Below are 18,871 nucleotides of genomic sequence, written 5' to 3'. Positions count from 1 at the left end.
TGGCGCGACTTATACATTGACATCTAACCATTTGATATCTAATTACCGAGAGATGGCGGGCTAAAGAGGAAATCCGGTCATGCAATATGTCTACATCGTCGTTATCGGCCTTCATGTCATGGCAGGTGTATTCTGGGCGGGTACGACGATCGCGGTCGGCTGTGACCCGGACATCCGGGCGGAACGGTTCTTCCGGCCGCAAATGGGCGCTGCCGGTCTGGTTTTCCTGACCGGCATACTGCTCTGGTATTTCTTTCACGAGGGCGTTTTCGGCTCGATGGAGAAGGTGCTGGCGCTGGGCATCGTGACGGCCCTGATCGCCGCCGGCGTGCAAGGCGCGCTGGTGGGCTCAGCCAGCAGGCAGCTTGCCGGTGCCGATGCGGCAACGGAAAGCCAGTTGCGCGCGAAGATGACAAGAGGCGAGCGCATCGCAGGGGGGCTGCTGGTGCTGACCGTGCTGTGCATGGCCACCGCCAGAATGTTTTGAGCGCCGCCACGCAGCACAAGCTCGCAGAATCGTACGTTATCTGGCGACGAGCCAATGACGTGCGGGCGCGCGGTCAGACCGAAGTACACGGGCTCTCGTACGCAGGTCCGGCCGCGCGCTACCGATCCTCGTCTAATTTCAGATCCGCAAGCCGAACCTGATGCCGTCATAGATGGCGGCATGGATGTTGCGCGAGGCGACCGCGTCGCCGATGCGGAACAGCACGAAGCCGCCTTCTGGATTGCGCTTGGGAAAGATGTCGCCACCGCTCACCAGCCGCTCGTAGTCGACCGCACCGCCATTCTTCGACAGCGGCTTCAGCGAGAGGTAGAGATCGTCGAGCGGCAGCGTACCGTGCTCGACCACCACCTGGTCGACCCTGCGCTCGCCGCGCCAGCCATCGGCGAAATCCGAAGCCAGCTCTGCGATCAGCTGATTGCCCTCGCGCCGCACCGAACGCAGCCGCGTGTTGATGGTGATGGTGACGCCCTTTTCCTGAAAGGCCCTGATATAGGGCACATGGTTCATGCCGCCCATTTCCGGGGCAAAGAAACGCTCCGGCGATACAAGCTCGAGTTTCGAGCCGGCATTGGCGATCAGTTCGGCGGCGCCCATGCCCTGATGGCCGCCATTGTCGTCATAGAGCAGCACATTTTCGGCCGGCTTGACGCTGCTGGCCATGATGTCCCAACTCGAGGTGACAAGGTTGTCGCCGGCCGTCAGCGGCGGGTTCTGCGGCAGGCCGCCGGTAGCGACCACCACCACATCGGGCGACAGCGCCAGGACATCGTCTTTTTCCGCCCAAGTGTCGTAGCGGATCTCGACGCCGAGCCGGTCGAGTTCAGCCAGCCGCCAGTCGATGATACCGATCAGTTCCTTGCGGCGCGGGTTCTGCGTCGCCAATCGCACTTGGCCGCCGGCCTGGCTCGATGCTTCAAGCACCATCACCTTGTGGCCGCGCTCGGCCGCGACCCGCGCAACCTCCAGCCCGCCGGCGCCGGCTCCGACGACCACGATTTTCTGCTTCGGTCCTTCGGTCTTGACGATGATATGCGGGATTTCGGCCTCGCGGCCGGTCGCGGCATTGTGGACGCAAAGCGCTTCGCCGCCCTCATAGATGCGGTCGAGACAATAGGTGGCGCCCACGCACGGGCGGATCTCATGCTCGCGCCCCTCCATCACCTTTTTGATGATGTGCGGATCGGCGATATGGGCGCGGGTCATGCCGACCATGTCGAGCTTGCCGGTGGCGATGGCGTGGCGTGCGGTGGCGACGTCGGATATGCGCGCCGCATGGAAGGTCGGAAATTTCGTCGCCGCCCTCACCTCTCCGGCGAAATCGAGATGCGGCGAAGAGCGCATGCCGGTTACCGGGATGACCTTGGTCAGCGCCGCATCGCTCTCGATCGAGCCACGAATGATGTTGAGGAAATCGACCTTGCCGGAGTCCGCCAGCCGCCTGGCGATTTCGATCCCCTCCGCCTTCGACAGGCCTTTTTCGAAATCTTCGTCGGCGACCATGCGGATGCCGACGACGAATTTGTCGCCGACGGCCGCCCGCACGGCATCGAGCACCATGTTGGTGAAGCGCAGGCGGTTGTCCAGCGAGCCGCCGAATTCGTCGTCGCGATGATTGGTGGCCGGCGACCAGAAGCCGTCCATCAGATGGCCGTAGGATTCGAACTCGATGCCGTCGAGGCCGGCGGCCTCGCAGCGCTGGGCGGCTGAAGCATAGTCGGCGACGATGCGCTCGATGTCCCAGTCCTCGATCGTCTTCGGGAATGCGCGATGCGCCGGCTCACGCACCGGCGAGGCCGAGAGCACCGGCAGCCAGTCGGCCTTGTTCCAGCCGGTACGGCGGCCGAGATGGGTGATCTGGATCATCACCTTGCAGTCGTGCTCGTGGCAGGCGTCGGCGAGCTCGGCCAGCCACGGCACGATCCTGTCGTCATAGACATGCAGATTGCCGAAGGCGGCCGGGCTGTCGCGCGAGACGATCGCCGAGCCGGCGGTCATGGTCAGCGCCATGCCGCCCTTGGCCTTCTCTGCATGGTAGAGCCGGTAGCGCTGTTTCGGCATGCCGTCCTCGGAATAGGCCGGCTCATGGCTGGTCGACATGACCCGGTTCTTCAGCGTCAAATGTTTGAGCTGGTAGGGCTGGAGAAGCGGATCGTTGCTGGTCATCGTCTTCCTGCGGTTTCAAATTGTGCTAATGAGCGGCAAAATTCGTTTTCAAGCATGTCGTCCCGCACGCACTCCGGGCGCATGCGACAAGGATTGCGCCCATGATCGACACCAAAACTCTCACCCAGCTCGGCGCGCACGTCGAGACGCCACAAAGCCCCGAAGCAGCGGCCCTGGAGACCGTACCGTTTTCGCGTGGTGACGGACCGCCGGCGATCGTGCGCTTCACCTGTCCGGAATTCACCTCGCTGTGCCCCGTCACCGGCCAGCCGGACTTCGCCCATATCGTCATCGACTACGCACCCGATGCGGCTCTGGTGGAATCGAAGTCGCTCAAGCTGTTCATGACCTCGTTTCGCAACCATGGCGCCTTCCATGAAGACTGCACCGTCATGATCGGCCGCCGCATCGTGGCGGCAACCAAGCCGCTGTGGTTGCGCATAGGCGGCTATTGGTATCCACGCGGCGGCATTCCGATCGATGTGTTCTGGCAAACCGGCGCTCCGCCCGAAGGCGCCTGGCTGCCCGACACCGGGGTGGCGCCCTATCGCGGGCGGGGTTGAGCTCGCCCATCATTCGCACTGATATTGGCTGAGTGCCCATTCGCCGGTCACCGACAGCAGGTCCGATATCTTCCAGTCGCCGTCGACCCTCTTGAATTTCCATTCCAGCCGGTGCGGGTTGCCCGATATGACGAAGGCGACGATGACCTTGGCCTGGTCGCCGTTGATCGCCTCGAGCGTCTTCAGGCTCTTGTCGATCTCGGCCTTGTCGTAATCGGCATTGTCGAGCGCCATGTTGGGGTCGAGGCACTCGCCCTGCCCGGATTTGCGCAAGGCGTCGCTCTTGTCGAGCACGGTTTTGGCCGGATCGATGAAATGGCTGCGCTCGGCTGGATCGATCTCCAGCCCGACCTGATCGTAAAACGGCCGCACCACAGCGGTCGGCGAGCCCGGCTGGATCGGTGCGGCCGGCGCGGCTTCGGCTGGCGACCATCCAACCGGCGGCGTTGCCGGTTCCACCCCGGTTCCGGGTGCATTTGCGGGCGGTGCCCCGCTGTCGCCCGGCGCGGTGTCAGCCGGGGCGTTTGCCGGCGGCGCACCCAACAGGCCTTGCGCGGCGGCGCCGCTCAGAGCCGCCAGCAGGCACACACCCGACAGTGCCAGGAACCGGCGATGGGCCATCGCTTCACTCCGGCGTCTGGCCGGCCATGCATTCCAGCGCACTGAGCGTCCAGTCGCTGGTCTTGGAAGCGATATCCGATATCTTCCACTTGCCGTCGATCTTCTTGAGCGACCAGAGCATTTCACGTTTGGAATCATCGCCCTCGGAGAACAGGCTGAAGGATGCCGTGACCTGTGCGTTATCGCCATCCAGCTTCTCAGACAGTTTCAGCGTTTTCGAGACGGTTTTCTGATCGAAATCCTGGGCGTCGAGACCAGGATCGAAATCGATGCAGGCGACCTGGTCCGGGTTCTTCTTCGTTGCCTGGTCGTTCAGCTCGAACAGTTTCGTCACCGGTTCGGTGAACCGGTCCCGATATTGTTCGTCGGCCTCGAACTTGACCGCCGGGACATAGAAGAACTTCACCACGTCGGATGCCGGTCCGGCGACGGCGGCGGCCGGCAGGGCTATCGAAAGGGCGGCAACGAGCACTGTCAGTCTCATGCAGAATCTCCGGCTTTTGATGGCTTGAGCCTATCAGTACCACGTATCCTGCATATCGGCTTTTTTGCGGCTCATGAAGTCCTGCCGCGCCTTGTTTCAGCCGTCCAGCCAGACGTTTTGAAGGTCCATCTCGAATGTCTGGTGGACACCATAGTTCTTCACCTTCTTGTTCTGATGGCTGTAGAGCTTCTGCCAGAATGGCTGAATAATGACGCCCGAATCCTGCAGGATCTGCTCGACATCCTTCATGACCTCGCGTCGTTTCTCCACGTCGATGAGCGATAGCGCCTGCTTGAGCTTGGCGTCGAAATCGGGGTTGGAATATGCCGATTCATTCCAGGCCTCGCCGGTGCGATAGCCGAGCGCCAGCACCTGGACGCCAAGCGGACGCATGTACCAGATCGTCATCGAATAGGGATATTTCGTCCAGTCGTTCCAGAAGGTCGAACCCGGCAGCACCGTGCGCTTCACCTTGATCCCGGCATCGCGCAGCTGGCCGGCAATGGCGTCGCCGGTATTCTTCTGCCAATCGTCCTCGATGGTGATCAGCTCATGCTCGAAGTCAGCCTGTCCGGCTTCCGCCATCAGCTTCTTGGCGCCGGCGGCGTCGCGTGTCTTCTTGGGCAGCGGATAGTATTCCGGATGGATCGGGGCAACGTGGTGGTTTTCACCAGGGGTGCCTCGCCCGGCGTAACCAAGTTGGAGGACCGCATTGTTGTCGACGGCCATTTGCAGGGCGTTGCGCACCCGCTTGTCGTCATAGGGCTTGTGAGTGATGTTGGTGCGGGCAACCAGCGTCGTCGCCGTCGCCACCTCCGATTTCACCAGATCCATCTTGTCGAGAATGTCGATGAAATCGGCGGGCGACTCGAAATTGAGGTCGATCTCACCGGATTCGAACGCGTTCACGGTGGCGTTGAAATCGGTGCCGTAGTCGATGAACTCGACGCTGTCGAGCGGCGCTTCACCACCCCACCATTTGCCATTCTCACGACGCTTGACGACCGCCTTCTGGCCGACATCGTAGGAGACCAGTTCGAACGGGCCCGTGCCGATCGGCTTCTTGATCGGATCGGCACCGTCGACATCGAAGTTGCGATGGACGACGAGTGCCGGATAGTCGGTGAAATTCGGGATCAGTGAAATGTCTGGTTCGCTTAGCTTCAGCTTGACCGTGTTGTCGTCGACCTTGGTGATCGCGCCATCCCTGGCCTTGCCGGTCTTTGCGTCGATCAGCGCGCCGACACGGGCGGCCATGGAATTGCCGGCGACATTCTTCTCGCACCAGCGCGTCAGATTGTGAGCGACGTCATCGGCGTTGAAGGCATCGCCGTTGTTCCATGTGATGCCCTTGCGCACATGCAGCACATATTCGGTGGCGTCGTCATTGATATCCCAGCTTTCGAGCAGGACCGGCTCGAAGGTGAACTGCCTGGTGTAGCGGACAAGCGGCTCCAGCCAGCAGCGCGAAATGTTCGCCAGCTCAACCCAGTCGTAGGTGCGCGGATCCTTCTGCCCCTTCACCGACATCGAGACGCGCAGCGTTCCGCCTTTCTTCGGCTCTTCGGCCAAGGCCCGATCCGGCACGGCAAGGCCGATCATGCCGTAGGCAAGCGCCGTCGATGCGCCGAAGGCGCTTGCCAGCGCCAGGAACTCGCGCCGGTCGACACGACCCGCGCGTGCTTCGATCGCCATTGCCTCGATAGCGCTCGGCACGCGATCACCACTGCTTCTGAAGAATGCCATTTTTTCCTCCCGTCTGGTTCCCTTTGATCTTGGTTCTTCGCGTCAACTGACGCTGTCCGGCAGCCTCTCCTCGCGCCGCGCGATGAAATCCATCAGGCCATCGGCGATGCCTTCGTCGAGCTTCGGCTCCTCGTAATCCGCCAGCATGTTGCGCGCCTTCTCGCGGCCGCGCGTGTCGTGGTCCTTCGCCCCTTCCGCCTTCCACTGTTCGAACGAATTGAAGTCCATGATCGAGGGCATGAAGAAAGCGGACTCGAAATGTTCGAGCGTATGCTGGGTGCCGAGGAAATGGCCTTGCGGTCCGACCTCGCGGATGGCCGCCATCGCTTCCTTGAAATCGTCGAACGGCAGACCGCCGGCATATTTGTACCAGCCGATGAGCTGTTCGCAGTCGGTGGCGAATTTCGAATAGCCGCAGGTCAGGCCGGCCTCGAGCCACCCGGCGGAGTGCCAGATATAGTTGGCGCCGGCGAGGATGGCGGCATGCATCAGCATGTTCGCCTCGTAACCCGCCTGGGCGTCGTTGAGCTTCGACCCGACATGAAAGCCGGACGTGCGCCACGGCAGCCGGTATTTCCGCGCCAAGGCTCCCATCAGATACATCATCTGCGCCGCCTCGGGCGTGCCGCCCATCGGAGCGCCGGTCTTCATGTCCACCGTGACCATGAACTGCCCGTAGATCTGCGGCGACCCTGGGCGCAGCAGTTGCGTGAAGGCGACGCCCGCCAGCGCTTCCGCATTGACCTGCGCAACCGCGCCCACGGCGGACGCCGAAGTCGAGGCGCCGCACAGTGCGAAGGGTGCGAGGATCAGCGGCTGGTTGCTTCGCGCATAGACCTTCATCGCGTCCAGCATGGTGGCGTCCCACACCAGCGGCGAATTGCAGTTGGTGATCGACACCAGGACCGGATTGTCGCGGACATACTCCTCGCCGAACACGATTCCCGCCATCGCCATCGTGTCTTCCGCCCGCTCCTTGGACGTGACGATGCCCATGAACGGCTTGTCGGAATGCTTAAGCGCGGAATGGATGATGTGGAGGTGACGCTTCGGTACCGCGATTTCCATCGGCTCGCAAATGACCGAACTCGATGAATGCAGCGCCGGCGCCATGTAGGCGAGCTTGTGGAAATTGTTGAGGTCGGCCAGCGTGCCGTAGCGCCTGTTGTTGTCGAGGTCACGCACATAGGGCGCGCCATACATCGGCACGAAGATGGTATTGTTGCCGCCCACCCGCACCGTACGCTGCGGATTCCTCGCATTGAGCGTGAACTCCGACGGGACCTTCGATACCAGTTCCATCAGCAGGGCCCGGTCGATCCGCACACGAGTTTCCGAGACATCCGCGCCCGCCGCCTTCCACAGCGCGATAGCCTCGTCGTCGCGGAATTCGCATCCCACCTCTTCGAGGATCAAGAGCGACTCCTCGTGGATCAGTTCGACCGCCTCATCGGGGACCATCTGGTAGACGGGGATCTGGCGGACCAGGGTCGGGAACGACGTTACGGGGGCTCCGCGCAGCGCCTTGCGCCCCAGGCGGCCGCCACTGCGGCGGTTGGCATGTTCGGTCACTTCAGGGGCCGGTGCGTTCATGGCAACTCCATTCCACTCATGAAGGAGCCTAGCGCGACAAAATGGTGATGTGACGCTGGAAAATCCTGATCTCTTGTATAAGCTCAGCTTATGCGAAGCCTGCGCCACCTCCTGCCCTCGGCCGGCAGCCTGATCGTCTTCGAGGCGGCCGGGCGGCTTTCGAGCTTCACCGCCGCCGGCCGCGAGCTCGGCATGACGCAGGCCGCCGTCTCCTATGCCGTGCGCGGGCTGGAAGAGCAGCTTAGCGCCAAGCTGTTCCAGCGCCGCCACCGCCAGGTTCTCCTGACCGAGGCCGGCGAGCGCTTCCATGCCGATGTCTCGCTTGGGCTTTCGCATATCCGCAAATCGGCGGAGGATCTACGCCTGCAGGCGACCGGCGGTCATGTCACGCTGGCCGCCTCGACCGCGTTCGGTTCGTTCTGGATGATGCCGCGCCTGCAGCAGTTCCGCGACGAACTGCCGGGCATCGATCTGCGTATCCAGACCGCCGACCGCGACCTCGACATCATCGCCGAAGGCATTCCGCTCGGCGTGCGCGGCGGCGCGCCGCGGGACTGGCCGGACTATCACTCGTTGCCGCTGGCGGACGAGGAGATATTTCCCGTCGCCGGCACCAGCTATGCGGCAAAGTTCGGCCTGCCCAAATCCGCTGCCGAACTGGCCACGCACCGCCTCATCCATCTGGAGGAGCCGTATCGCGAGGCGGCCAGCTGGGACGAATGGTTCCAGTCGGCGGGCGCCAATCTCAGCGATACCGCGCGCGGCCTGCGCATCAACGATTACGGCCTGGTGATTCAGGGCGTCATGGAAGGCCAAGGCATCGCGCTCGGCTGGCGGCACCTCGCCGAGCGGTTGCTGGCGTCGGGCTTGCTGGTGCCGGTGACGGATCATGTGCTGAAGACCGGCAAGGCGTTCTATGTCGTCTGGCCGAAGAACCGGGAACTCAGCGACAACGCCCGCAAGGTGCGAGACTGGCTGGCGGCTCAGGCGTGAGGGGCAGTGCCTCCCTGTCCCTTGGAAGTCGGCGGGACAGCACCCCCCTCTGTCCTGCCGGACATCTCCCCCGCAAGTGGGGAGATTGGCAGTTCCAGCCTCGCCACCCTTCCTGCAGCGCTGCAGATTGGCGAAAGCCGTGGCGACATCCGATCTCCCTCCTTGCGGGGGAGATGGCCGGCAGGCCAGAGGGGGGTGCTGTCCCGCCAGCATCATCGCTATTCCGCCGACATCGAATGCTTTCTCATCGGCGTCGAATCCGCCTATAGTGGCGCCATGCCCATCCGCCAGCTTTCCGAAACGATGATCAACCAGATCGCCGCCGGCGAAGTCATCGAGCGTCCGGCGAGCGTGGTCAAGGAACTGGTCGAGAATGCGCTCGATGCCGGTGCTTCGCGCGTCGAGATCGTCACAGCCGGCGGTGGGCTGAACCTGATCCGCGTCACCGATGACGGCTCCGGCATTCCCGAACGGGAGCTGGCGCTGGCGATCGCACGACACTGCACCTCCAAGCTCACCGAGGATATCAACGACATCCGCTCGCTGGGCTTCCGCGGCGAAGCGCTGCCGTCGATCGGCTCGGTGTCGCGACTTTCGATCCGCTCGCGCACGGCAGCAAGTGACAGCGCCGCCGAGATCGGCATCGAGGGTGGCCGCGTCCTGCCTGTCAGGCCGGCGGCGGCCAATCGCGGCACCACGGTCGAGGTGCGCGACCTGTTCTTCGCAACGCCGGCCCGATTAAAGTTCATGAAGGGCGAGCGCGCCGAAAGCTCGGCCACCAGCGATGTGGTCAAGCGCATCGCCATCGCCTTCCCCGCCGTGCGCTTCACGCTGGCCGGCTCGGACCGCTCGACGCTGGAATTGCCGGCGGCGGATGACAGCGCGGAAGGCAGCCTGCGCCGTGTCGCCCAGGTGATGGGCGCCGACTTTCCGGACAATTCTATTGCCCTCGACGCGATGCGCGAAGGCGTGCATCTGACCGGCCACGTGTCGATCCCGTCCTTCACCCGCGCCAACGCGCTGCAGCAATATGCCTATGTGAACGGCCGCCCGGTGCGCGACAAACTGATCGCCGGCGCCATACGCGGTGCCTACGCCGACGTCCTGCCGCGCGACCGCCATGCGGTGACGGTGCTGTTCCTGACGCTCGACCCGGCCATCGTCGACGTCAATGTTCATCCAGCCAAGGCCGATGTGCGCTTCCGCGATCCCGGCCTTGTGCGCGGACTGATCGTCGGGGCAATCCGACAGGCACTGGCCGATGCCGGCGTCCGCGCCGCCACCACGGGGGCCGCCGGCATGATGGCGGCGTTCCGGCCAGGGGCCGCATCCTACGGCCACGGTGGAGCGGCAAACGGCCACCGCAGCTACGACGCGGCCTACCGCGCCTCGGGTCCGTCCGGCTTCGATCCCGCCCGGTCGTCGCAGCGGCCGCTCGATATGGGTTTCGAGGGTGCGGGCTTCCAGCAGCGCGGCTTGCATGAAAACGAGCAAGCGGCTTTCGATGCCGGTCCGCAGCATAGCGCCGATGCACGCGCAGGGCAGGATGAAGCGGCCGAGACGCTGCTCGGCGCGGTGCTGGGCGCGGCGCGCGCCCAGGTGCATGAGAACTACATCGTCGCCCAGACCAGGGATTCGCTCATCATCGTCGACCAGCATGCGGCGCATGAACGGCTGGTCTACGAGGCGCTGAAGAATGCGCTGCACTCGCGCCCGGTGCCCTCGCAGATGCTGCTTCTGCCCGAGATCATCGACCTGCCGGAGGAGGATGCCGAGCGGCTTGCGCTGCATTCGGAAACGCTGGCCCGCTTCGGTCTCGGCATCGAGCGCTTCGGCCCCGGCGCCGTCGCGGTGCGCGAGACGCCGTCGATGCTGGGCGAGACCAATGTCGGGCAATTGGTGCGCGACCTCGCCGACGAGATCGCCGACAACGACACGGTCGACACGCTGAAGGAGCGGCTGGACAAAATAGCCGCGACCATGGCCTGCCACGGCTCTGTGCGCTCCGGCCGCCTGCTCAAGGCCGAGGAGATGAATGCCCTGCTGCGGCAGATGGAGGCGACGCCCGGCTCGGGCACCTGCAATCACGGTCGCCCGACCTACATCGAACTCAAGCTGGCGGATATCGAACGGCTTTTCGGGCGGCGATAGCTGCGGACGGATTGCGGGCCATCGCTTCACCACTTGAGACCGGCAAGCCAAGGAGATCGGCCGACAATGCGGTCACCCGCGATTTTCGCCTGGCGGCCCGAGCAGCGCGATCGCAGCCGCCGCCAGCAGGAGGATCGCACCGGCGATTTCAGCCCAGCCGACCGCCTCGCCGAAGAGCCAGGCTCCGGCCGCTAAAGCGACGATCGGCGAAACGAAGGCGTAGAGCCCGGCACGGACGGTGCCCCAATCACGCATCAGCACGAGATAGAGCGTATAGGCGACGATCGTGCCAAACAGCGACAGGAACAGCAGACTGCCGATGGCGGCCGGCGTGTGCAGCGCCTCGAGCGTCTCACCCGAGATCGGCTCCAGCACGAGCGACAGCGCAAGCAGTGCAACACCGCCGATCGCAGCCTGGACCATTGTCAGCGCCAGTGGTTTGACCGCGCCCACCAGCGGGCGCGAAACCACGCTGCCGAAGCAATAACAGGCGGTCGCAACGACGATCGCAGCGAGCCCGATGCCGCTCGAACCGCTTCCCGCGCCAAGCCGCGTCCAGAACAGCCCAACCAGCCCGATGCTGCCGATAGCGAGCGCGGAAGCGTGGCGCCAGGTCGGTCGCTCCTCGCCGGTGAATGCGGCAATCGCGAACAGCAGGATCGGGATCAGCGCCAGGTTGACCAGCCCCGACAATCCCGAGGGCACGTGCTGCATTCCCCAGAAAAGCAGACCGTAGGTGCCGGTATTGACCAGCAATGCCGAGACCACCGTCCGCCCCGTTCGCCCGTGGGCGAATGCCGCGCCGGCTCCACGCACCGCTGTTGCCAGAAGCGCGGCGGTCAGCAAATAGCGCGCCGCCGCCAGCAGTAGCGGAGGCACGTCATTGAGACCGAGCTTGATCGCCGCCCAGGTCAGCCCCCAGATCAGCGACATCACCGCGAAGAAGGCGAGATTGCGAACCACCAGATTCGCCGCTCAGCGCAGTCCCTGACGATCGACAAGTATCCGGTGGATGTCGATCCGCTCCGGCAGCTCGATCAGGAACTCGGCATCGCGGTCCAGATGATGGACTTTGGTCGGTTCGCCTCTGGTAAAGGCCGTCATCGCTTGCATGTCGGCCCAATACGAGATGGTTGTGAACCACGTCTCGGCATCGCGGTCTTCGCGCAGCAATTGGACGCCAAGCGCCGTCTTCTCAAGGGGCGGAATACCCTCGGCACGCAGGTATGGCTCATAGGCGTCGGCGACGTCGCGGCGGGTGCGACCGCGCCAGATGCGCGCGATGGTCGGTTTGGTCGGCATGAGGTTCTCCTTCAGACAGGGGACAACAACTGAGCGCAGCAAGCGACGCCGGGTGAGATCAGGCGTGAACACGAGCCAGGAAATCGCGGACCAGCGGCAGCGCGTCGTCGAAATGTGTCTCGAGCAGCCAGTGACCCGCCCCCTCGATCAGATGCAGTTCCGCATCGGGCAGATCGCGATTATAGGCCCGCGCCGACGCCGCGGGCATATAGCCGTCCTCTGGCCCCCAAACGATCAGCGTGGGCGGGTGGTGTTCACGCAAATAAGCCTGGTAACGCGGAAACCAATTGAGATTGGCTTCCAGCTTCTCCATCAGACCGACGGCGATCTGCCGACGAACCGGCGTGTTCATCAATGGCCAGTGAAGGCTCCAGAGATCGGGCGGCACGCGGATTGCAACGTCGTCAGCCACTTCCCCGATGAACTCGCCCCGGAACCCGTCCTCGCTCACGGCGGCCTCGAGCGGACGGTGCTTGTAGGGCGACTTGTCGGTCCACCAAGCCTTGATCGTGGCGTATTTGGGTCCAAGCACGTCTTCGTAGATGTCGCCGTTCTGGATGATCAGGGCGCTGATCCGCTCCGGGTGCGAGATCGCATGCCGGAGTCCTATCTGCGAGCCATAATCATGCAGCCACAAGGCGTAGCGTTCGAGACCGAATTCACCGGCAAGTTTGGAAAGCACGTCGGAATAGGCGTCGAAATCATAGCCAAAGGCGGCCGGATCTGGTGTGCCACTGTATCCGAAGCCCGGCCAGTCGAATGCAATCGTTCGCCAGCGGTCGGCGAGCGCCGGCATCAGTCGGCGGAATTGGAACGAAGAGCAGGGATAGCCGTGCGGCAAGAGCAAGACAGGTGCTTCTGGCGGCCCTGCCTCGCGATAGAAAATGGATAGATCATCCAGTTGCATGCGTCGGTGCGTCGTTGCACCCGGCATTCGGACCTCCGTCGAATAAACACCGGCTAAACGCCTTTGACCGAGGGATCGTTCCGAATGAGGGAAGCGGACGGACGGCAATATTCATCTCTTCAAATTCACCACGATGACACCGCCCAGGGCCAGCGCGCCCCCGATTATGCCGAGCAGCGTGGGGACTTCGCCCAGCCAGAAGAAGCCGATCAGCGCGGACATCGGCGAGACCAGATAGAGGAAGTTGGAGGCACGTGCGGCGGGCAGACGCGACAGCGCGGTCGCCCAGGCGGCATAGGCGATGAGGCTGGGCACGATGCCGAGAAAGATGACGGCGCCGAGGCCTGCCGTGTCGGCAACCGCCGCCTGCGAAAAGGCCGACGGCAGGAAGGGCGCCAGGCATAGTGCGCCGAGCACCATGTTCGAAGCCGAAATGGTCAACGGATGATGGCGGGCAAACAGCGGCTTCTGGACGATGGTGTTGACGGCCGAGCACAAGGCCGAGCCAAGCACCAGAAGAGCACCGGTGTTAAATGACAGGCCATGCCCGTCGGCCATGGCGATGACGCCTATGCCGGCGAAGGAAATCACCGTGCCGGCCCAGGCCATGCCCGAAAAGCGCTCGCCCAGCAGGACCATCGCCATGATGGCGGTGAAGATCGGGCTGACATTGATGATGAAGCCGGCGGCACCGGCCGAGACGGTCAGTTCGCCGAAATTGAGCATGACGGTGTAGAGCGCGACGAAGATGGCGCCGCCGAAGACCAAGCGCCACACTTCGTCGAGCCTGGGCAGCGCCGGGCGCTTGACGGCCAGGAAGATCGCCGCCGGCACCGCGGCGATGGCAAAGCGCAATGCACCCAATTCCAGCGGCCCGAAGGCGGCGAGACCGGCTCGGATGGCGGGAAAGGCAGAAGCCCAGCCGACCACCGTCAGCGCGACAGCAATGGCTGCCGTGGTGTCCATCCGCTGTGTCGAATTCAACGTGCCCGTCATCGCGCTCATCTCACTGCCCTCGCATTCTTCGGTCCTGAGAGGCAGAAAACGCCATTTCAGGCCGGTTGACAAACGACCAAATCGAGGATCACCTGTGACTATGGATCACAGCTCGGACACAATGGTGCCGCTCGAGACGCTCCGCGCCTTCGATGCGGCGGCGCGGACAGGCAGCTTTTCGGCGGCCGCCGAAAAGCTCAACATCACCCATGGCGCCGTCAGCCGGCAGATCGCCAAGCTCGAGGACTGGCTGGGATTGAAAGTCTTCGACCGTGGTGCGCGCGGCGTCTCGCTGACGATCGAGGGGAACCGGCTGCATCTGCGCACGGCGGAAGCCTTTGCGCTGATATCGACCCATTCCGACCGCTGGGTCGAGCCGCGTGGCACCGCCGTGGTGCGACTGACCTCGATCCCCTCGGTCAGCGGACTGTGGCTGATGCCGCGCATGGCGGCTCTGGAGAACAATCCCTCGAAGCTGCGCATCGTGCTCGATGTCGACATCCGCCAGGCCGACCTTGCCGATGAGGGCATCGATCTCTCCATCCGCTGTGGACGCGGCGGCATTCCGGGCCGCGTCTCGGTGCAGCTTTTCGAGGAACATGTCTTCCCCGTCGCGTCACCCGGGCTTGCCCGCGAGATCGGCCGCGGCGACCCGGCCCGGCTGCTCAAATATCCGCTGATCAACGATTCCGACGCGTCTGCCTGGCGCGCCTGGTTTGCCGCGCAAGGCATGGATTATCGCCCGCGCCCGCAGGACCGCCGCTTCGAGGACTACAATCTGGTGCTCGACGCCGCCGCCTATGGGCTGGGCATCGCGCTGGCACGCCCACCCCTGACCGGGCATCAATTGCAATCGGGCCGCATCACTCCCGTCGATGAGCGCACCGCGCTCAATCCGGTGTCCTACTGGCTTGACCGGCCGATCGGGCGGCCGCGTGCCGCAGCCGCCGACCTCGCCCGCCGCATCGCGGCAGAGGCCGGGCTGGCTCCGGACAAGATCGAGGCGTTTATCGAAGCCGAGCGATAGGCCTCTCGGACATATATCGAGAACCGGCCGATTCGAAGCTCAGCGAAGCAACAACAGAACGAACCCGAGGATCACGGCTCCCAGAAAACCGGCCATTATCGAAACAAAGCCAATTTTCACCAGCAACTGCTCAGGGTTCGGCACCGCACCATGGGATTGATTGGCCGGCCTGTGCCTGCCCGCCAATGTACCCAGGGCGGCAGCGTTGCGCGGGACTGGAGCCTGCGGCGGGATAAGCGACAGCAATGACAGCCCCGCAACCTTGGCAGGGGCATTGTCATTGGCCGTTGTCGAAGGCGGCAAGAAGGCTCGCAGCGTTTCGGCTTCGGGTTCTGCCTTTCTCGCCGCGATCGTTGCCAACGCCGCCTCTTCGCCCGTCTCAAGTTGGGCAAGATAGGCATCGACGATGCCAGCCGATGCGATCTGCTGCGATTTGACGGCCATCGGCGCGGCCGGCAAAGTCAACAGCGCTGGCGCTGTCTGTTGTGCGAGCAGAGACGGCGCCGGCGGCTGGACCAGCGCCTTGACCAGTGCCGTCATGACTGGATCAGCCTGCCCCGAGGGCACTACCTGCGGCGTCATCACTTCCCTGAGCAAGGCGGGAAGACGAGTGGAGGAAATGTCCATTGCGGCCTGCCAACACCATTTTTCCGCCTCACAATAAGCGTTCAGCATTGTCTCAGGCTTGTCGCATGCTTGACCTCGCCGGGAATTTATGGCGATGAAATCCTCATGAACCCTGGCGTCCCCGCATGATGAACCGTTTCGAAGGCCCCGGCGGCAAGGAAGCCCGCATCCGCTATCTGGATGGCGACTTCCAGGTTACCAGTCCCGGCGCGTTCGTGCGTTGCGCGGTGACAGGCGAAAGCATTCCGCTCGACGAGTTGAAATACTGGAGCGTCGCCAGGCAGGAGCCCTACATCAGCGCCACCGCCTCGCTGCGCCGCGAAATCGAAATGCATCCGGAGCTGCGTAAGCGCGGTTAGAGCAGTTCCCCGTTTCACGGAACGGCGAACCGCTCCAGCTCTTTGTTTGACGCAATTCCCAAGGGAAAGCGCTATGCGCTTTTTCCCAGGAAAACCGTTTCACACTTTTCCTGGAATTGCTTTAGCCCTTCAGCTTGCGCTGGCGCCAGGCATCGAGCGTCTCGTCGATGATGCGCTCGGGAACGTGGTCGAGTTCGAAGACCGTGTCGATCTCGAGCACCTCGAGCCGGTCGAGGAAGTCCTGTGAGGCGCCGTGGCGCAGCCGGGCGGCGTCCTTGGCGGTGGTGATGAGCACCAGCCCTTCGGCGTGCGCGGTCGCCGCCAACTCGGCAAGTTCGTCCTCGGCATAGAAATGATGGTCCGGAAACGGCCGCGTCAACGCCAGTTCGCCGCCGGCTTCGCGCACCGTGTCGAAGAATTTCTCGGGATGGCCTATACCGGCGAAGGCGAGGAACCGCTTGCCGGCAAGCCCTGCCTTGCTGCTTGGCTCTGTATGGGCCTCGAAGATTGGCCGGCCGGCGCGTGCCGCCTGGCGGACCACGCTGTCGGCGGCGATGCCCTCGCCCATTTTCAACAGCCCGCTGGTGAAGACCAGCTGGTCGACGATTTTGGCCCTGAGCGGACCGCCCGGAATGACGCGGCCATTGCCGATCCCATAGCGCGCATCGACGACGACCAGCGCATAGTCGATGTGGATGCGGGCGCTCTGGAAGCCATCATCCATGATCAGGAAATCGCAGCCATTCCGTTCCAGCAGCAGCCGGGCGCCGGCGGCACGATTCGGCGTCACCGCCACCGGCGCGTGTTCGGCCAACAGGAGCGGCTCGTCGCCGACATGCCTGGCGCTGTCGTGATGGATATCGACGACATGCGGCTCGGCGAAGGAGCCGCCATGGCCGCGCGACAGAAAACCGGGTTTCAGATGCATGCGCTTGGCCTTTTCGGCGAGCGCGATGGCCACCGGTGTCTTGCCGGTGCCGCCAACCGTGAAATTGCCGATGCACAGAACGGGTGCTTCGATCTTCTCGCGCTTGGCCCGCCGCATGCCGCGACCGGCGGCGGCGGCATAGATGGCCGATAGCGGCGACAGCGCCAAGACCCGCCAGTCCGGCTCTTCCCACCAGAATGGTGGTGCTTCGGAGGCCACGCTAGCGCCCGTTCGCGCCCTTCAGGCGCGACTTGACGACCAGCGGCTGGATGTAGGGCTCAAGCGATTTCAGCGTGCGCGCCAGCGCGCCGCGCATTTCGTCGACGGTCGCTACACCCGCCGCCATCATCTCGTGGCGCGCCACTTCGTTGGTCAGGAGGAAATTGACGGCGCCGGCCAGCATGTCGCGATCGCGCACCAGCTTGGCGCCGCCGCTGTCGAGGAGACGCTGGTAGGCCTCGCGAAAATTCTGAACATTGCGCCCGGCGAGAACCGCCGTGTCGAGCATGGCCGGCTCCAGCGGGTTCTGGCCACCCTCGGAGGTCAGCGAGCGGCCGACGAAGGCGATTTCGGTCAGCCGGAGATAGAGCCCCATCTCGCCGATCGTGTCGCCGAGCAATATATCCGTGTCGGCGGCGATCCTGTCGCCCTTGCTGCGCCGCGCGACCTTCAGGCCCATGCCGGAAATCTGCGCCGCAAGCGCCTCGCCGCGATCGGGATGACGCGGAACGACGATCGTCAGGAGACCATGGTGGCGTTTGTGCAGCGTCGCGTGGACTTCAGCCGCGACCACTTCCTCGCCGTCATGGGTCGAGATCGCCGCCCAGGTCGGGCGCGTGCCTACCTGCCGCCGCAGCGTCGCCAGCGCCCGTTCGTCGACGGGCGGCGGCGAGGTATCGACCTTGAGATTGCCCGACACGGTGACCGGCCGCGCGCCTAGCGCCAGAAACCGCTCGCCATCGACATCCGACTGCGCCACGACGTGAGCCAGGTTCTCGAACAACGCCTCGGCGATGTTGGCCCGTTTCTTCCACGACTTGAACGAGCGGTCGGACAGCCTGCCATTGACCAGCACCTGCGGCACGCGGCGCGCGCCAAGCTCGAGGATGGTCATCGGCCAGATCTCGGATTCGGCGATGATCGCCAGATCCGGCTGCCAGTGATCGAGGAACCGGCTGACCGCCGGCTTGAGATCGAGCGGTACGTATTGGTGGATGATCCGATCACCGAGACGCTCATCGGCGACCTGCGCCGAGGTGACCGTGCCGGTCGTCAGCACGATGTTGACGCCGTAGTCGAGAATGCTTTCGACCAGCGGCACGACGGCTATGGTCTCGCCGACGCTCGCCGCGTGGATCCAGATCACCGGCCCGTCGGGGCGCGCGCGGCCGGCGACGCCATAGCGCTCGCGGCGGCGGTAGCGGTCTTCCTTGCCGCGCGAGGTGCGCCAGGCAACATAGGGCCCGACCAGCGGATAGGCTGCCGCACCCGCGAACCGGTAAGCCGACAGCATGGCCCGTGCCCAGCGGCCGCTCATCGCGGAGCATCCACGAGACGGTAGGCCTCGGCAGTCGCGGCATTGAGCGCAGTCGTCACTTCCTGGCGCTTGCGTTCCATTTCGGCGTCATCGGCGCCGGCCGCCACGAAGATCGGCTGGCCGATGACGATCGACGAACGGCCGAACGGCAGGTTGATGGTGGTCTTGTCCCAGCTCTTCTCCAGCACCTTGCGGCGGCTGGTGGTGATGGCGACGGGCACAAGCGGCCGGCCCGAGAGGCGGGCCAGGAGAACGATGCCAAGCCCTGCGTCTCGCGGCGTGCCGTGCGGAATATCTGCGATCATGGCGACGTTCTTGCCGACGGCGAGCGACTTTTTCAGGGCGATAAGCGCTTTTGCCCCACCC

General features: G+C 64.0%; 18 protein-coding genes and 1 pseudogene. 6 read left to right on the top strand and 13 right to left on the bottom strand.

Annotation, left to right across the window (positions count from 1 at the left end; genetic code table 11):
• The first annotated feature begins 79 nt into the window (after positions 1-79).
• Positions 80-487, top strand: a complete 408-nt coding sequence (locus EOA19_RS24770; protein ID WP_128305072.1) for a hypothetical protein — start codon at positions 80-82, stop codon at positions 485-487.
• A gap of 138 nt (positions 488-625) precedes the next feature.
• Here EOA19_RS24770 and EOA19_RS24765 read toward each other — a convergent pair whose 3' ends face one another.
• A complete protein-coding gene (locus EOA19_RS24765) occupies positions 626-2,671 on the bottom strand; it encodes an NADH:flavin oxidoreductase (RefSeq protein ID WP_128305071.1) in 2,046 nt (681 codons plus the stop codon).
• A gap of 101 nt (positions 2,672-2,772) precedes the next feature.
• Between EOA19_RS24765 and queF the strand changes: the two genes are divergently transcribed.
• Positions 2,773-3,234 (top strand): preQ(1) synthase, encoded by a 462-nt coding sequence (gene queF, locus EOA19_RS24760; RefSeq protein WP_128305070.1) that lies wholly within the window; start codon positions 2,773-2,775, stop codon positions 3,232-3,234.
• Between the two features lie 9 nt (positions 3,235-3,243).
• On the opposite strand, the gene EOA19_RS24755 is transcribed toward queF, so the two are convergent.
• The 4 genes from EOA19_RS24755 to EOA19_RS24740 all read right to left on the bottom strand — a co-directional run bounded on the left by EOA19_RS24755 (position 3,244) and on the right by EOA19_RS24740 (position 7,678).
• Positions 3,244-3,855 carry a hypothetical protein gene (locus EOA19_RS24755; protein ID WP_128305069.1) on the bottom strand — a complete coding sequence of 204 codons (612 nt, stop codon included), beginning with the start codon at positions 3,853-3,855 and terminating at the stop codon, positions 3,244-3,246.
• 4 nt (positions 3,856-3,859) lie between these two features.
• Positions 3,860-4,339 (bottom strand): DUF3828 domain-containing protein, encoded by a 480-nt coding sequence (locus EOA19_RS24750; RefSeq protein WP_128305068.1) that lies wholly within the window; start codon positions 4,337-4,339, stop codon positions 3,860-3,862.
• Between the two features lie 96 nt (positions 4,340-4,435).
• Positions 4,436-6,085, bottom strand: coding sequence for an ABC transporter substrate-binding protein (locus EOA19_RS24745; RefSeq protein WP_128305067.1), 1,650 nt, complete (start codon positions 6,083-6,085; stop codon positions 4,436-4,438).
• Positions 6,086-6,127: 42 nt separating this feature from the next.
• Positions 6,128-7,678: a trimethylamine methyltransferase family protein gene (locus EOA19_RS24740; protein WP_128305066.1), complete on the bottom strand. Its 1,551-nt coding sequence runs from the start codon at positions 7,676-7,678 to the stop codon at positions 6,128-6,130.
• 90 nt (positions 7,679-7,768) lie between these two features.
• Between EOA19_RS24740 and EOA19_RS24735 the strand changes: the two genes are divergently transcribed.
• Both EOA19_RS24735 and mutL read left to right on the top strand, forming a co-directional pair.
• Entirely contained in the window at positions 7,769-8,671 is a 903-nt protein-coding gene (locus EOA19_RS24735) for a LysR substrate-binding domain-containing protein (protein ID WP_128305065.1), read from the top strand.
• Between the two features lie 276 nt (positions 8,672-8,947).
• Positions 8,948-10,822, top strand: a complete 1,875-nt coding sequence (gene mutL, locus EOA19_RS24725) for a DNA mismatch repair endonuclease MutL (RefSeq protein ID WP_128305109.1) — start codon at positions 8,948-8,950, stop codon at positions 10,820-10,822.
• Positions 10,823-10,894: 72 nt separating this feature from the next.
• Here the strand turns inward: mutL and EOA19_RS24720 are convergent, their stop codons facing one another.
• The 4 genes from EOA19_RS24720 to EOA19_RS24705 form a co-directional block, all read right to left on the bottom strand.
• Positions 10,895-11,785 (bottom strand): EamA family transporter, encoded by an 891-nt coding sequence (locus tag EOA19_RS24720; RefSeq protein WP_023813567.1) that lies wholly within the window; start codon positions 11,783-11,785, stop codon positions 10,895-10,897.
• Between the two features lie 12 nt (positions 11,786-11,797).
• Entirely contained in the window at positions 11,798-12,124 is a 327-nt protein-coding gene (locus EOA19_RS24715) for a hypothetical protein (protein WP_023813566.1), read from the bottom strand.
• 58 nt (positions 12,125-12,182) lie between these two features.
• On the bottom strand, positions 12,183-13,058 hold the full coding sequence (locus EOA19_RS24710; RefSeq protein ID WP_128305064.1) for an alpha/beta hydrolase: 876 nt from the start codon (positions 13,056-13,058) through the stop codon (positions 12,183-12,185).
• 84 nt (positions 13,059-13,142) lie between these two features.
• The gene (locus EOA19_RS24705; RefSeq protein ID WP_128305063.1) at positions 13,143-14,036 is read right to left on the bottom strand and encodes a DMT family transporter; all 894 of its coding nucleotides are present in this window, start codon (positions 14,034-14,036) and stop codon (positions 13,143-13,145) included.
• 91 nt (positions 14,037-14,127) lie between these two features.
• Between EOA19_RS24705 and EOA19_RS24700 the strand changes: the two genes are divergently transcribed.
• The gene (locus EOA19_RS24700; protein ID WP_128305062.1) at positions 14,128-15,054 is read left to right on the top strand and encodes a LysR family transcriptional regulator; all 927 of its coding nucleotides are present in this window, start codon (positions 14,128-14,130) and stop codon (positions 15,052-15,054) included.
• A 39-nt stretch (positions 15,055-15,093) separates the two neighbouring features.
• Here EOA19_RS24700 and EOA19_RS24695 read toward each other — a convergent pair whose 3' ends face one another.
• Positions 15,094-15,681 carry a hypothetical protein gene (locus tag EOA19_RS24695; protein ID WP_128305061.1) on the bottom strand — a complete coding sequence of 196 codons (588 nt, stop codon included), beginning with the start codon at positions 15,679-15,681 and terminating at the stop codon, positions 15,094-15,096.
• A gap of 125 nt (positions 15,682-15,806) precedes the next feature.
• Between EOA19_RS24695 and EOA19_RS24690 the strand changes: the two genes are divergently transcribed.
• Entirely contained in the window at positions 15,807-16,040 is a 234-nt protein-coding gene (locus EOA19_RS24690) for a DUF2093 domain-containing protein (RefSeq protein ID WP_031213688.1), read from the top strand.
• A gap of 121 nt (positions 16,041-16,161) precedes the next feature.
• Here EOA19_RS24690 and lpxK read toward each other — a convergent pair whose 3' ends face one another.
• The 3 genes and pseudogenes from lpxK to EOA19_RS24675 form a co-directional block, all read right to left on the bottom strand.
• Positions 16,162-17,187 (bottom strand): tetraacyldisaccharide 4'-kinase, encoded by a 1,026-nt coding sequence (gene lpxK, locus EOA19_RS24685; protein WP_128305060.1) that lies wholly within the window; start codon positions 17,185-17,187, stop codon positions 16,162-16,164.
• A gap of 1 nt (position 17,188) precedes the next feature.
• The gene (waaA, locus tag EOA19_RS24680; RefSeq protein ID WP_128305059.1) at positions 17,189-18,505 is read right to left on the bottom strand and encodes a lipid IV(A) 3-deoxy-D-manno-octulosonic acid transferase; all 1,317 of its coding nucleotides are present in this window, start codon (positions 18,503-18,505) and stop codon (positions 17,189-17,191) included.
• Positions 18,502-18,871: pseudogene (locus tag EOA19_RS24675) on the bottom strand (hypothetical protein); the annotation flags it as partial. The pseudogene EOA19_RS24675 and the gene waaA, both read right to left, overlap by 4 nt.

Origin of the sequence: Mesorhizobium sp. M7A.F.Ca.US.010.02.1.1 (genome assembly GCF_004023085.1) — a bacterium.
Classification (GTDB): domain Bacteria; phylum Pseudomonadota; class Alphaproteobacteria; order Rhizobiales; family Rhizobiaceae; genus Mesorhizobium.
This window is presented reverse-complemented; position numbering and strand designations above follow the sequence as displayed.